The organism is Pedobacter sp. T50_32 (genome assembly GCF_057652195.1).
The window spans coordinates 409,234-422,535 of the sequence record NZ_JBYFBY010000001.1 but is presented as its reverse complement, the minus strand read 5'-3'; the positions used below and the strand labels follow the sequence as shown (position 1 = coordinate 422,535).

Sequence of the window (13,302 nt, the reverse complement as noted above, 5' to 3'; positions counted from 1 at the left end):
ATGTCGTCCAAGACGGTTAACCGATTTCAACAATTAATCAATTAACCAAAAGTTAAAAAATGTAATTTGCTGTAACCTCATTCCAATACCTCGCGTCATAAGGTTAAATATGCAGCAAGTAGAGACAGATCTAGACCTTATCAATTCCATTTTAGCTGGAAATACAGCTAAATATGCGATGTTGGTTAAGCGTCACCAACGGTTTGTGTTTACTTTGGCCTTGCGTTTTGCAAAAAATAGGGAAGATGCGGAAGAGATTGCGCAAGATTGTTTCATTAAAGCCTATAAAGCTTTAGGAACTTTTAAGCAAACATCTAAATTTTCTACTTGGTTATACACCATCACCTACACAACGGCGATGACTTACCTAAGGAAGAAAAAATTAGATTCCACATCAATTGATGATGACGACCAGTTTTTGCAGGTTGCCAACAATGATAGCGCTTTTGATGCCGATACGGTAGAAAAGAAATCGACCTATAAATACTTAAACCAAGCCATAAATATGCTGTTACCAGATGATGCGGCAATTATCACGCTGTTTTACAAAGGCGAGCAAAGTTTAGAGGAAATAGGAGAAACTTTAGCCATGGAAGCTAATACGGTGAAAGTAAAATTGCATAGAGCTAGGCACAGATTAAAAGAAAAATTACAACTTTTGTTAAAAGAAGAAGTAAAGGAGTTGATATGATGAATCAAGAAGAACAACTTTGGAGCTATATTGATGGTTTCTGCGATGATGTAGAAAAAGCTGAGATTGAAGCAAAATTAGCAGCCGACGATAATTTTAGGCAGCTATATCATCAATTATTGGAGGTAAATGAACAACTGCAAATGCACTTGGAAATTGACGAGCCGTCAATGTCTTTTACTCGAAATGTGATGGAGAAAGTGCAGCAAGAAATTGCGCCGGTTAAGTTAAAGACAAAGGTAGATTCTCGTATCATATACGCCATTGGCGGATTTTTCTCAGTCACTTTGCTGGGGATTTTGATTTATGCCATTGCTACAGCAACCCCAGATTTCAAAGTCTCGATACCGGAAGTTAATTTAACGACTAAGTTAGACGGATTAATGAGTACAACTACGCTAAGTATCTTTCTATTCCTTAATGCTGTATTGTTATTGGTCTATTTAGATTTCTTCCTTAGAAAAGGAATGAAGAAGGCAGGTAAAAAGTAAGCCTCGTTAGTAGGTGCTTCTTAACTCAACTTCATTTCTTAATGGTTTAAAACTTTAGCTTTAAGATTGCTTCGCAAAGCTAGCAATGACGGCCGACTTACTACACTAATTTACTGCACAAAAAAGGGAGAATGTGAACATCCTCCCTTTCATAATTATATCAAATTCTTATTTCTTAAACGCAATTGGTAAAAAGACCTGAGTTGTATCCCAGGCGGCTACCAAATTTGCACCCTCAGGAGCATCAATAAAAGTAATAGAGAACGCTTCTATCGTTTTTTCTATCTTATTCACTACAACATCAGTTCTTAAGACATCGTTTTGCTGGTCATAAGTAAATGCGCCCCATTTATCATTCTGTTTATTAATGATAATCGTCCATTTATCCTTACTTGGTATAGCAAAAATGCTGTATCTGCCAGCTTTTATCTTCTTGCCAGCAATAGTTACAGGCTTAAAGAATTGAATTTCGGTGTTCTCATTAGCTCCAAAGCGCCAAACTTTATCGAATTGTTCAAGTACGCCAAAAATCTCTCTTCCTTTTTTCTGCGGACGAGAATATAACACACGCATCACAGGCGCTACGGCCTCTTTAGATTTTGTAGTGTTTAACGGATAGTAAACCACATCTAAAGGACTGGTGTCTACTTTAGGGAAGTTTACGGCAGTAGTTACATTTTGTGCGTTTACAGCAAAAGTTCCTAATAAAAGGAACATTAGAAAGCTAAATTTCTTCATCAAAATATTTTTGTTGGTTGTGTATCTTGATTTACAGCTTTGCAGAAATAGATGTGAGGAATACTAGTGTTCTTGTTTTCCTCTTACAATCACATTTAAGAAAACTCCACCGAAAATTAAGCCGATGATAGCTGCAAGGAACAAATAACCAATGTGTAAAGTAACGGCAGAAAAAGCAAGCACAAACGCCAGCATACCAATTACATACCAAACCCAATCAAAATTGTTTTTATTTTCTGAATTGTTCATGTTTTAAAACTTTTGCGCCAAAGTTAAATTTTTTAATTTAAAAAGCGGAATTAATTGGCCGTATTGCTCAATAAATTGTTAACTGTAACCGCTTTGTAGCAGTTTTGCTTCAAATATTTAAGCAGTTCGGGCAACCTGTCGTAAAACTTGTCTTTTCTTCTAGGGTCGGTACCAACATGAAGCAGTAAAATAAAGCCATTCAATCCTTGTTGCTTTTCGTGCTCAATGATAGATTGGTAGATTTCGTCACTACTCCTGTAAGACTTGCCCAACTCTGGATAAGTGTAATCTGCAGTAGAGCGAGTTCCTGGGGTAAAATTGATAAGCTTCAAGCCAAAATCTTCAGTCCAGTTGCTAATAGCTTGGTTGTACCATTCAAAAGGAGGGAGGAAGTAAGGAGCAGATTTTTTGGCAATGCCGAATTGCTCCATCGCTTTATAATTAGCAGCCAAATCATCCTCAAATTGTTTTTTCGTTACTAAAAGTGAATCTCGTTTTTTCCAATCGGCGTATAGCAAATGTTGGTCTGAATGAGCTCCTAAGTAATGCCCTTTTGTTTTTGCAGTTTTAATGAACGATGAAAAGGCTGGATTTCTATAAAAATTACCAGTTAGGAAAAACGACGCTTTGATTTTCTCCTTATCTAGTGCGGTAATAATCTGCTGACCTCCATCTGCATATTCATCGCCAGTAAATACTATGGCAAGTTGCTTTTCTTTAGCATCCCCTCTAATAATTGCACCTTGTTCCTTTTTATAACTCGAAAACTCTTTGTCAGTTCTACTGTCGTACGCCGCTAGTAAATACACCAAAGATGCTGTTCCGTCCATAGTGGGTTCATTCGTGCTGTAATCGCCGTAATCATCATGATAAACGGCTAAATCACTTTGAAATTCTGCGTAGTCATCTGGTTTTGTAAGTTGTATGCCGATTAAATTCTTGTAAATGCTCGTATAAACTGGACCATCAACTAAACCACCATCAATCGGATATTTTCCTATGTGTGTGAAAGCAGAATGCGGATCTACAGGCGTATCGCCCCAGCTTGGTAAGCCATAAACCATACTCGTTCCCCAAGGATTGCAACCAAATAGCCAATCGAAGTTAGCTTGCTCCAGTTCAGAAAAAGTGCCATCGCCACTCAATTGCTTATACCACATACATTGCATGGCAAAAGCAACCGTTAAATTGTTGCTGCACCAAATAAAAGGCACGCCCCTGTAAAAAGCATTGTTTTTGGCTCTATTCCACACATGTGTGATGCCTTGTTTGTAATAGTCGATCAGTTCCCGTTTCCGATCCCCATCCGATTGTTTGGCCAATTCGTAATGGCCCAGGTTGATAAAAGGGTACCATTGATAATGTTTAGCGGTATCGGCAATTAACCAAGGCGTAACGGGCTCTTGCATGGCGTAGTAAAATGAAGAATCTAAAGACTTTTGGCCATAGCCGTTAAGCTTTCCTGTTTTCGCCAAGGCAAGTTCCATATCATCAACCCAATTATCTTCTGCGTAGATATAGGGGGATTTTACCGAAGCGGTTTGCGTAACACCTTTCTTTTTGATGGCATATTTATAGGCTGTTTTCGATTTTTCAGCCAATAGCGAAGCATAACTTTTATCATTTTGATAAATTTCACTTCCTAAAGCAAAAGCACTTGCAAATTTAGCTGCTGTAGAGCTTGTGCCTTTGGTATCATTCATAAATTTGCCTCTTTGCTGCGGCTTGCCATCAATAAAATACAGCGGGCGTTCAAAGCCTTTTCCATACTGACTATCTTCTTTCGGAATCCGCATAGTGATATGATCCCTATCATCCGCCAGTTGATTAAACATGATGTTTGGTTGTGGGTGCATCTTCATTAGCCAATCTAAACCCCATCTAGCTTCATCTACAACATCTGGAACACCGTTTTTGCCATCTAAACCGGTAGCTAGCTTGGTGTCGGTAAAAGATTTTGGGAAATCTCGATAAGCCATTAACAGATGATAGGTTGCGTTGGCTGTGGTGGTAGAATATTGGAGGTAGTCGCTGGCATCGTGCCAACCACCAACAGCATCAAAATGTGTGCTGTCTTTCAGTCCACCTTCTTTACCATACACCACAAAACCATCATGTGTGTGGCAGCTGTCTTTTAAAAATGGATTGTAACCACAACGCTGTTGGCGCATGTATCGCAGAGCGAAATCAGCCGTGTTTTTATAGGCATCTTCGTTTATAATTACCTGAGGTGAAGTAATACCGTCAGCTTTGATGTAATAGTTTCCGTTTTTTTTGAAATCAGAAAAGTTCAATCTTGCCGATGTTTTGAAAGGGCCGTAGGCGCCAAAAGCTTTAATGTTTTTGGAGGTGTAAACCGTCTTTCCAGTTTTCTGATCTACCAGTTCAAAGCTTGTTGGGATGTTGTCGCCTTTGCTTGCCCAAACTGCAACTTTTATAGATTTAGGTTGATAACCCAAAAGGTTGATCCTTATCCAGCTTTGCTGATTTTTAGGTTTAAAAGCGATGAAGAGTAAAAATGCAATACTGAAAACAAAGGCTAAGGTAGAAAAGGATATTTTTCTCATGACAAGCGGCTAAATTTGGTTCTAGAAGAATTTACTGCACAAAAATGTCTATGTGCTTATCTTCTAGCCTAAATTATGAATAATTTTCAGAAACCTTCCGATTGCCTGCGGTAAGAATTATTGGAACTTGCGCATTTGCTTTGGATCTGTGATGTAGCCTTGTTGGTTAGCTGCCCCGTCAACCAGTTCCTTTACCAAGTTTTTGTTGGCTTCTTTATCTGCGTTATAGAGCTCTTCGTAATCTTTTGTGTAATGCGGATCTGGCACCACGTTGATCTCGAAAAAGAATGTTTGCGAACCTTGTTTAGTATTGGTCTTAATGGTAGTGTAAATGCCAACATATCCCAAGTTTTTGTTGCTATTATACTCCATTTCTATGGTGCCATATTCGCCTACCGGAATTAACTTTGTAGGATATTTTGCCACTGTGCAGCCGCATGAAGGATATACCTCGTAAATTTTTAATGGATGATCTCCTGTATTGAAGACCTTTACATTGATATTTTGTCGCTGCCCCTGTAAAATTGGAAAGTACTTGCGCTCGGGGTCTTCAATCTTCACAGTAGTTAGATTTTCTTTCGTATCGGCAGAGCAGCCAGAGAATGTAATAAGTGCGAAAATAGCCATGCTTAAATAGATGGATATGCTAACCGTTTTGAGCTGCCAAGTTGTATGTCCGTTTATTTTCATGCTATTTTAATATAATTTCATCGCAAGCAAACGATCTTTTTTGCTTTTGACCTTGTTTGGTAATCTCTATTTTAATCGAAGTATCGTTGCTGTTAAATTTCACTGGTATTACTGCCCTGATTATTTTCCTGCCCGCCTCAGGCTCGGAACTTTGACCTAATACGGTTTCAAATTTACGATCTCCTATGTAAACGCTTACTTTTTCTGGCGGATAAATTTTATGTTTCTTATCGTACAGGAAGTCGATTTGCACAGTCTTCGCCGACTGCATTCCTGTTGAACTTGCGCTAATCGATAATTTTGCTGAGCTATTGAGTAGCCAATTGTTGTAGTAATCTTCAAAACCTATAGCGCCATCGTTCAACATGCTTACATCGCTGTACTCTTCATCTAAAGAAGTAGTGACTTTTAACTCCTTGCCAAAAAGAAGATTTTGATACGGAGCGTTCACTATTTTTGAATTCCAAGCATTGATGTAGTCTCCAATCTGCAAACCTATTTCGTTATATTTACTAATGCCGGTAGACATGCTCAATTGCTTTAATAACGATAGATGAGCGATAATTTCGGGGTGTAACTTTCTTTGATGGTTCTGATACGTAGCATAGCCATTTTCTTTAAATCCATTGATCCTTAACAGTTCCAATTTTTGAAATAGAAAAGACATCAATAAAAGATCAAATTGCTTATCAGAAACTTTAGGTTTTTTGGTTAGAATTATTTTAAATATATGATCTAACTCATCATATTTAAGATATTTATTTACAGCTATTTTAGTGCCTCCATATATATCAAATATTTTATTGCTTTTTAAGGCTTGTTCTTCTATGCTGATATAGTAATTCGCAAGTTCTTTTCCAACGGTAGGATAAGAGTTTTCTAAGAACAACCTGATATGTTTTTGAAGGTCTAAATCTGGATTGTTATAAAGCTGTGCGTAGAGATAGCTTTTAAGCCCTCCGAATGCCACAAACGAACCCTCGTCGCTTCCATGCATAAAAATGCCGTTTACGCCGTTTTTGATATAAAACTGAAGGTTTTTTTGGGTGATGCTTACCGTTGGATAGAATTCAAAGTAATTATCGAAATTAATGGCATAATCCCACAAATAGATGTTTTTAGTAATGTTTTGCCAGCTCTTAAAGTATTGACTGATCTGTTGTGCCTTATTTGAGCGCTCTATTACAATTCCTTTTGGAAAAGACATCGTGCTAATCATTACCCCAACATTTTCCCTTGCAGGCTTTTGAGGAGCCTTTTCGGTACTTACATAAGCAGTACTATAGAAACTTGCCTTTGGAAATTTAGCGGCTAATCTGTCAATCAGCGCAAATACTGCCGGACTAGCATTGGTTCTGCTGTTTCCTTCTTTTAAACACAATTCACAGTTACACACCAAATCGTTATCATAAGGCATGATCATGAACTTATCGACACTAGGTTCATTCTGCAATTTCTCCTCTATGGCCTTTTCTAAAGCTTTTTGTAACTCCGTGCTAGAAAAGTTCAATTGTTCTTCGTTAGGCTGGCCATCAACAATAGCATACATTTTAGGCGTTACCTTAATCAACTTGCCAATGTTATGCCCCCAAAGCGCCCAACTTTCTTCTAAGGTGTTGGTGTTGTTCCAAAGTCGAAATTTTGCGTTAAAGTTTTCAGCGAAATAGGGCTCTTTGTAGGATATTGGGCTCTCAGAGCCATAAACTAAGCCAATTGGAATAGTGATCACTTCTTGACTCAGATTGGCTGCTTCGGCGGTAAATTGATTTAAGTGCGTGTAATTGCTAAAGAAGTGCCTAATAGCTCGTTCAAGCGATTTTGTTGTGCTGGCGCTAATGACTAAGCCATTTTCAGCTTGTATAAGCTTAAAACCATCCATTTTAGAATCAATTTTCAAACTGATGTACGGCTTTTCGATTTGAGGCGGCTGATTGCTCATGGTCAAATCTTCACCAAGCTTCCTGAACAGACTTACAAATTCATCCGCAATAGCTTTAGAGTTGTTTTGATAATAAACAATAGGCTTTATCTCGCCCCTTTTGTAAATCACAAAATCGTTCGATTGGGCACATGAGCTCATCAACAAAAGCATAATAACAACTAATAAACTTGCTCTAGTTTGCATTTCGACGATTTAAAACTTAGTTCTAAGCGTTAAAAAGAGATTGTATTGGTTTACATAAGCATATTCGGCAACTTTAAAGTTGTACCAATTTCCCTGTAAGCCAAAAGACGTTTTTGCGTTAATGTGATGGTAATATCCTGCACCAACCATTGTATTCATGTAGTTGGTAAAGGTATTCGTTTGAAAAAGTAATCTTTGGTCTTCGGGTACTGTACCAATAGATGCCATTGTAGCCACATAATTTCGCTCGTTTTTCATGAAAAACCTAGATTGGGCAAAAACGGTATTAAACAAGTTCTGTCCATCTGTCATAATCAAAGCCTTAGCATTAAACCACACATTATTAAAGGTGCGCTCTATACCAATTACTCCTGTTGTAAAGCTAGTGTTATCGAGCATACGGGCGTAACGTGCGCCAATTTCTGCCTGCCATACCTTTGCAAAAGGCTGAAAATACGAGAAAGCGACCTTTTGTTTCGGAAAAAAGGCATTGGCCACGCCCACATTGGCAAGAAAACTAGCTTTGTTATTAAAGGTGTGGTACCAATCTACTTCTACCTGACCTGATGCTCCCGTTTTTCGGCCAGCATAGTTACCTCTAATTACCAGCTTGTTATTCTTGTTTAAGTCTCTCAAATACTCTAAACTCGCAATCGAAGTATTTAAAATCGTCGAGTCGGATGTGGTGTTCAAGTAACTTACATTCACCTGGTTTTTCAACTCTTTGCTTTCCAGATAATCCAGTCGGTCTTTATGTTCCTGTGGTTTTTCCAAAGGCTTCATAAATTTGTGATGATACTCTCTTGCCAATTTAAAATCGCCCATTTTCTCAAATATCAAACCTTTTTGATATAGTAAATCTGGATAATCTTTGTTGTAAAGCAAGGTAGAATCAACAATCTGCATCGATCGAGCTAAATCACCTTGGTCAATTAAAATGTTGGTCAGTTTAATTGCAGCAGTGGTGTTTTTCGGGTCTACAGTTCTAATTTCGCCATAAATTTCCTTGCTCTTGGCGAAGTTGCTGCTATCGTCCAATGTTTTCGCATACACCAACATTTCTTCCACCAAGGTATTTTTAATGCTGTCGTTAAACGGATATTCCTGATGCAATTCCTTTAACAAAGCCGTTGCATTTTCATGCTTTCCTGCTTCGGCATAAACACCAGCCAACTTCAGCTTAAACTCTTTTGGCTGCGCTATTTGCATCGATTTCGATTGGATGAACGCTATGGCTTCGTCGTATTGTTTCATAGCTACCCTAGCGCCAATGCCGTAATTGTAGGCTTCTGCTTGTTGCGGATCGCTCGATAAAAGCTCGTCGGCAATAATTTTTACCTTTTCGAAATCTTCCTTTTTGTTCAAATCTCGGATGTAACCCAATGAAGCTGTGGCATACATGTGCTTAAACTCAGGTTTATCAATGTTTTTGCTTTGTTGTTCTTTCGCCAAGTTATAGGCAGCTTCAAAGTCGTTCATCGCCATCAATAAATCAATTTTATTAAGGATATATTGATTTTCTTGTGGATAATCAGCAACCAAGGTGTTGATCGTTTTCAACGCATCGGCGTATGCTTTTTGGTTGTTGTGGATGGCAAAAATATACTGCGCAGCATACTTTTTATATTCTGGTGTTTGCGAAACTTTTAGGAAACCCCATAAAGCCTCTTTATAATTCTGATCATTATAATCTAGTTTCGCCTTCTGGTAAGTCCAATTGCGATATTTCTCCTTTACGTCCGCATCATTTGGATAGAGGGTGTTTAATCGCTCAATGCTATTGCCAGCACGCTCCCAATCTTTCTGCGCTTCATAAACATAAAGTTGTTTAGCAAGTAAATCTTTAGAGTTTGGATTAGACTTTAATGATTTGTTAATTAGTTCTTCAGCTTGTGTAAAGTAACCTCTTGATATTGATGTGTTTAAAAGGTAGTCGAATGCTTCGGTGTCTTTAGGGTTTTGGTCGTAAATACGAGTGTAAAGTACATAAGGATCCGAGTTTTTGTAAAACCTAGCGGCTTTAGCTACCATGTAGTTTAATACTTGTTTGTAATGAGCGCTTTCTCCTTTTCTCATGCGCTCTTCAATTACAGCAATTGCTTTCTGATACTCGTGGGTTTCATCCAATAGACCTATTTTTTTATCCAAAATGCCTTGGTGAAATGGAATTGCTTGTAAACCTCTATCGGCAATGGACAGTGCCGCAGAGTAATTTCCCATCTTGGTATAAGCGTTAATCAGATTTAAATATCCCTCTGGGTCTGTTGGTGCAATCTCTATAATTTTCTCAAACTGATCTACACTTGAAGGCAAATCTTTGCTCTTGTTTAAGCGAGTAACTTCTTCTCTTAAAATGTTGTTGTATAGCGATTTGATTTCATTGTCCTCAGGGAATATTTGATATAGCCTTTTGGCAGATCTGTTTGCCTCTACATAGTTTTGCATTAAACTGTAAAGCTGTATTTTTCTTAACCAAAGCCCTTTGCTATAAGGGGTGATTTCTAATAGTTCGTTAGCGTAGCAAACGGCGCTGTAGTATCTTTTGGTTTGGGTTTCAATGTTGATTAGGTAATGTCTGGCATCCACACGTCTAGGGCTTTCTTTCAATACCTCTAGTAAAGTAAAGCGAGCTTTCTCTAGCTGGCCCAGTTCCATATAGCACTTGCCCAAGTATTCTTTGATATCCATATCCAAAGGCGACTTTTTAAGTCCCTTTTCGGCATAAGTAGCTGCTTTTGCAAAATTACCCTTAGAACCTGCAACTCTGGCAATAGTGAAGTACTCGTCAGATGAATCTTGCGCCGACAAATTGCTAATGAGCAAAAGACAGATTGCGCTCATCACAAAATATTTAAACGTACGGTGTAAACTGATCTTCATTAACTTGTCTTTTTCACTGTTTTAACTCCTTGTCTTGTCATAGTTCCCCATTTTACCTCTCTAGATGTGAAGTAGTTGAAATATCCCTTTGCAGAGAAAAAAGCCAATAACGGGTGGTAGATGAAGGATTCAACGAATATGAGGATCCACAACTTGAATGTTTCGTAGAGCGTTTTATATTGACGTTGAATAAAATTATCGTATAAAATTACTAATGTTCCTATCGTAATTGCAAATGAATATGAATAAAGAAAAATATACATCGCCGCATTCCAGTTAACATCCCCCTTTAAAATGAGTAAAATGAACCATGCTAAACCGAATATCTCAATAATCGGTGCTAAAAATTCGTAAAGGAACATGAAAGGAAAAACGACCATGCCTAAACGACCGTAGCGGGGGTTGAATAGGATTTTACGATGTACAACAAAGATTTGAGCCAGACCAGTTGCCCATCTTACACGTTGTCTAGACAAGATTTGAATGTTGGGAGGACCCTCTGTCCAGCAGCAAGAAATAGGAATATAGTCGATATGATATTTACGTTTGTTGTTGATCATGAATGCCGCCATTTTGGTGGTCAAATCCATATCTTCAGCGTGTGACTCACCACTGTAACCTCCCGAGCTAATCGCAATCTCAGTATTAAAAAGCCCCAACCCCCCAGAAATGTTAGGTACACAGTTTACCAATCCCCAGCCCATTTTCCCGAAAAGATAAGCCCTAAGATATTCCAGCTCTTGGAAACGAGGAATTAGCGCCCTTGGCGGTCTAACTCGGGTAATCGTTCCATCTTCCACATCACAGCTGTTAGACATCCTCAACGTAGCACCTACCGCAATAGTGTCTACTTTCGAGTTAAGGATGGGTTTAATCATCCGAAGCATTGTGTTTCTGTGTAAGATACAGTCTACATCGGTGCATAGGAAATAAGGATATTGTGAAGCATTGATGCCCGCATTTGAAGCATCGGCCTTTGTTCCGCCGTTCACTTTATCCACGATAGTTAAGATGCTATATTTTGGGTTAGTAGATTTGAAAATACGCTTGAAAGGCTTGGTTTTGATCCTTTCCACGTAAGCATACGGTGTTTCTACCAGCTCAAACTCTTCAATTAAGAGCTCTAAAGTTTTGTCTTTACTACCATCGTTAACAATAATTACTTCAAACAAAGGGTAGTTTAACGTCAATAACGATTTTACGTTAACGATGATTGTCTTTTCCTCATTATATGCTGGAGCAACGATAGAAATGCCAGGAGTAAGTGGCGAATGGAGTAAAAATTTGTCGTCTAATTTTGAACTATATGTCTTGTAACGAATGATATTGATAAAAGAAAGCACCCCTAAAACGGAGTACGATAGGAATAACGACGAGGCGTAGAAAAAAATGAAATATTCAAATAAACTAAAGGCGGTGGTGTCCATGTTGCAGGATGTGGCGGCTAAAAACTATATGGAAAAATTTAAATTACTGTGGTTGTATTCTTCTTCATTTACGGTGGTTGACCTTCTTAGGTTTTTCCTTGCAGATCTTAATCTAGAAGGAATTAAAGGGTTTTTAATATGGTCAATGATTAATCGGTTGAAGCCTGTTTCATTAGAGTAAAGGCTCTCGATATAGATCTTGCCATCGGTATTGTATTTGTAAATTACCTCAGCAATCAGCTTTTTAGTGTCCAGGTTGTTGGCGCCGCTGTAAATCGACTTCAAGAAATCCAAAGAGTTGCCAGAGTTGATAGATAGAATGGCTTCAATAATCGCATTTTGACAGATTACAGGCTGGTGGTAATAGATCGTTTTCAGCTTATCTTCTACATCGAAAATTCGCATTTCGCCTAAAGCAATAATGGCTTCTTTTCTAATCTCATGATCTTCTGTATCAACAAGGTTAATCAATGAAGGTACTGAAATTGTTTGGTTGAAATAAGCCACCGCTTTGATGATAAACGAAAGTTGTGAGTTGTTTTTTGAGTACAAAATCCACTTACTAAAGTTAGGTAAATTATGCTTATGGTGTGCCTCCAACTGCTCTAATAAGTTAATTTGATCCCAAAAGTTCAAATTGTTGTCTTGTTGATCGAAGAATTTGAAAGGATCGTGGTTACTGATGGCTAAGTAAGAGCTTCTAGATTCTTTTCTAAGGAATGGATTTTTACTGTAGGTATGCGGCAAAATAGAAGAATCTGGTACAGTCAAGTCCATAATAGACAGCGACTGAAATGTTCTTAAACGTTCTCTTGTATTAGAAAAATCAAGTTTTTTAATTAAGAATTCTTCGATTTTAAGTCCTTTAATGATGTTTCTATAGTTTTTATTTTCGATTACGCTTTCATCTGCTTTAATCAAGTCTTCAAAAGCAGTAATAAGGGGTGCATAGGTTTTATTGTTCAGTTTTCCTATTTGCTCTGTGTAGTCGTTAAGGACGGCTTCGCTGATTAAAATTTCTTCGTCTGCAAGTCTTTGAAGGACAAATTTTCTCTGCAAAGGGTACAATTCTTCTTCAATTTTCTCTTCTTTATCCTTTCTGCCACGAATTAAATAGATAGACGCTACAAAAGTAATAGCAGTAATGCTGTTAAAAAAGATAAAGTAAAGTGCCACTTGCAAGACAAATGGATACGATGAAATTAGCTCTAAGTATTGCTGTATAGCATTGATAAAAGACATCTTTTTCAGTTAAATTTTCTAACTATTTTGCAAAGACAGAGCCAAAAGGGGTATTAGTACTATTAATCGGGGGTTTTTACCTGCTTATTAGCTAGTTTTTGTGTAAAAAGTACAATTATTGACAGGCAACAATGGAAACACGGTTTTTTGCAGGAGAATTGGAATGCACTAGTTGGGGAAAATCATTCCCAAAAGTGCTAAA

The 13,302-nt window shown here is 37.9% G+C and carries 10 protein-coding genes; 2 read left to right on the top strand and 8 right to left on the bottom strand.

The genetic code is table 11. The features are described from left to right. Window positions 1-109: 109 nt before the first annotated feature. The gene (locus AC23ME_RS01775) at window positions 110-691 is read left to right on the top strand and encodes an RNA polymerase sigma factor (protein ID WP_487726030.1); all 582 of its coding nucleotides are present in this window, start codon (window positions 110-112) and stop codon (window positions 689-691) included. Further along, window positions 688-1,182 (top strand): anti-sigma factor family protein, encoded by a 495-nt coding sequence (locus tag AC23ME_RS01770; protein ID WP_487726029.1) that lies wholly within the window; start codon window positions 688-690, stop codon window positions 1,180-1,182. The genes AC23ME_RS01775 and AC23ME_RS01770 overlap by 4 nt, the downstream gene beginning before the upstream one ends. 168 nt (window positions 1,183-1,350) lie before the next feature. On the opposite strand, the gene AC23ME_RS01765 is transcribed toward AC23ME_RS01770, so the two are convergent. The 8 genes from AC23ME_RS01765 to AC23ME_RS01730 form a co-directional block, all read right to left on the bottom strand. Next, window positions 1,351-1,920, bottom strand: a complete 570-nt coding sequence (locus tag AC23ME_RS01765; protein WP_487726028.1) for a DUF2911 domain-containing protein — start codon at window positions 1,918-1,920, stop codon at window positions 1,351-1,353. A 63-nt stretch (window positions 1,921-1,983) separates the two neighbouring features. Further along, a complete protein-coding gene (locus tag AC23ME_RS01760; RefSeq protein ID WP_487726027.1) occupies window positions 1,984-2,169 on the bottom strand; it encodes a hypothetical protein in 186 nt (61 codons plus the stop codon). A 50-nt stretch (window positions 2,170-2,219) separates the two neighbouring features. Next, a complete protein-coding gene (locus tag AC23ME_RS01755) occupies window positions 2,220-4,736 on the bottom strand; it encodes a bifunctional glycoside hydrolase family 9 protein/polysaccharide deacetylase (protein WP_487726026.1) in 2,517 nt (838 codons plus the stop codon). Between the two features lie 117 nt (window positions 4,737-4,853). Beyond that, window positions 4,854-5,426, bottom strand: a complete 573-nt coding sequence (locus tag AC23ME_RS01750) for a DUF1573 domain-containing protein (protein WP_487726025.1) — start codon at window positions 5,424-5,426, stop codon at window positions 4,854-4,856. Between the two features lies 1 nt (window position 5,427). Continuing rightward, entirely contained in the window at window positions 5,428-7,551 is a 2,124-nt protein-coding gene (locus tag AC23ME_RS01745) for a DUF4838 domain-containing protein (RefSeq protein WP_487726024.1), read from the bottom strand. A gap of 9 nt (window positions 7,552-7,560) precedes the next feature. Beyond that, window positions 7,561-10,431, bottom strand: coding sequence for a tetratricopeptide repeat protein (locus AC23ME_RS01740; protein ID WP_487726023.1), 2,871 nt, complete (start codon window positions 10,429-10,431; stop codon window positions 7,561-7,563). After that, window positions 10,431-11,858 carry a glycosyltransferase family 2 protein gene (locus AC23ME_RS01735; protein ID WP_487726022.1) on the bottom strand — a complete coding sequence of 476 codons (1,428 nt, stop codon included), beginning with the start codon at window positions 11,856-11,858 and terminating at the stop codon, window positions 10,431-10,433. Before AC23ME_RS01735 ends, AC23ME_RS01740 begins: the two co-directional genes overlap by 1 nt. 24 nt (window positions 11,859-11,882) lie before the next feature. Then, a complete protein-coding gene (locus tag AC23ME_RS01730; RefSeq protein WP_487726021.1) occupies window positions 11,883-13,100 on the bottom strand; it encodes a HEAT repeat domain-containing protein in 1,218 nt (405 codons plus the stop codon). Window positions 13,101-13,302: the final 202 nt, after the last annotated feature.

Excerpts from the sequence above, each read along its gene's own strand:
- AC23ME_RS01775 (WP_487726030.1), top strand. The coding sequence starts at position 110 with ATGCAGCAAGTAGAGACAGATCTAGACCTTATCAATTCCATTTTAGCT.
- AC23ME_RS01770 (WP_487726029.1), top strand. The coding sequence starts at position 688 with ATGATGAATCAAGAAGAACAACTTTGGAGCTATATTGATGGTTTCTGC.
- AC23ME_RS01765 (WP_487726028.1), bottom strand. The coding sequence starts at position 1,920 with ATGAAGAAATTTAGCTTTCTAATGTTCCTTTTATTAGGAACTTTTGCT.
- AC23ME_RS01760 (WP_487726027.1), bottom strand. The coding sequence starts at position 2,169 with ATGAACAATTCAGAAAATAAAAACAATTTTGATTGGGTTTGGTATGTA.
- AC23ME_RS01755 (WP_487726026.1), bottom strand. The coding sequence starts at position 4,736 with ATGAGAAAAATATCCTTTTCTACCTTAGCCTTTGTTTTCAGTATTGCA.
- AC23ME_RS01750 (WP_487726025.1), bottom strand. The coding sequence starts at position 5,426 with ATGAAAATAAACGGACATACAACTTGGCAGCTCAAAACGGTTAGCATA.
- AC23ME_RS01745 (WP_487726024.1), bottom strand. The coding sequence starts at position 7,551 with ATGCAAACTAGAGCAAGTTTATTAGTTGTTATTATGCTTTTGTTGATG.
- AC23ME_RS01740 (WP_487726023.1), bottom strand. The coding sequence starts at position 10,431 with ATGAAGATCAGTTTACACCGTACGTTTAAATATTTTGTGATGAGCGCA.
- AC23ME_RS01735 (WP_487726022.1), bottom strand. The coding sequence starts at position 11,858 with ATGGACACCACCGCCTTTAGTTTATTTGAATATTTCATTTTTTTCTAC.
- AC23ME_RS01730 (WP_487726021.1), bottom strand. The coding sequence starts at position 13,100 with ATGTCTTTTATCAATGCTATACAGCAATACTTAGAGCTAATTTCATCG.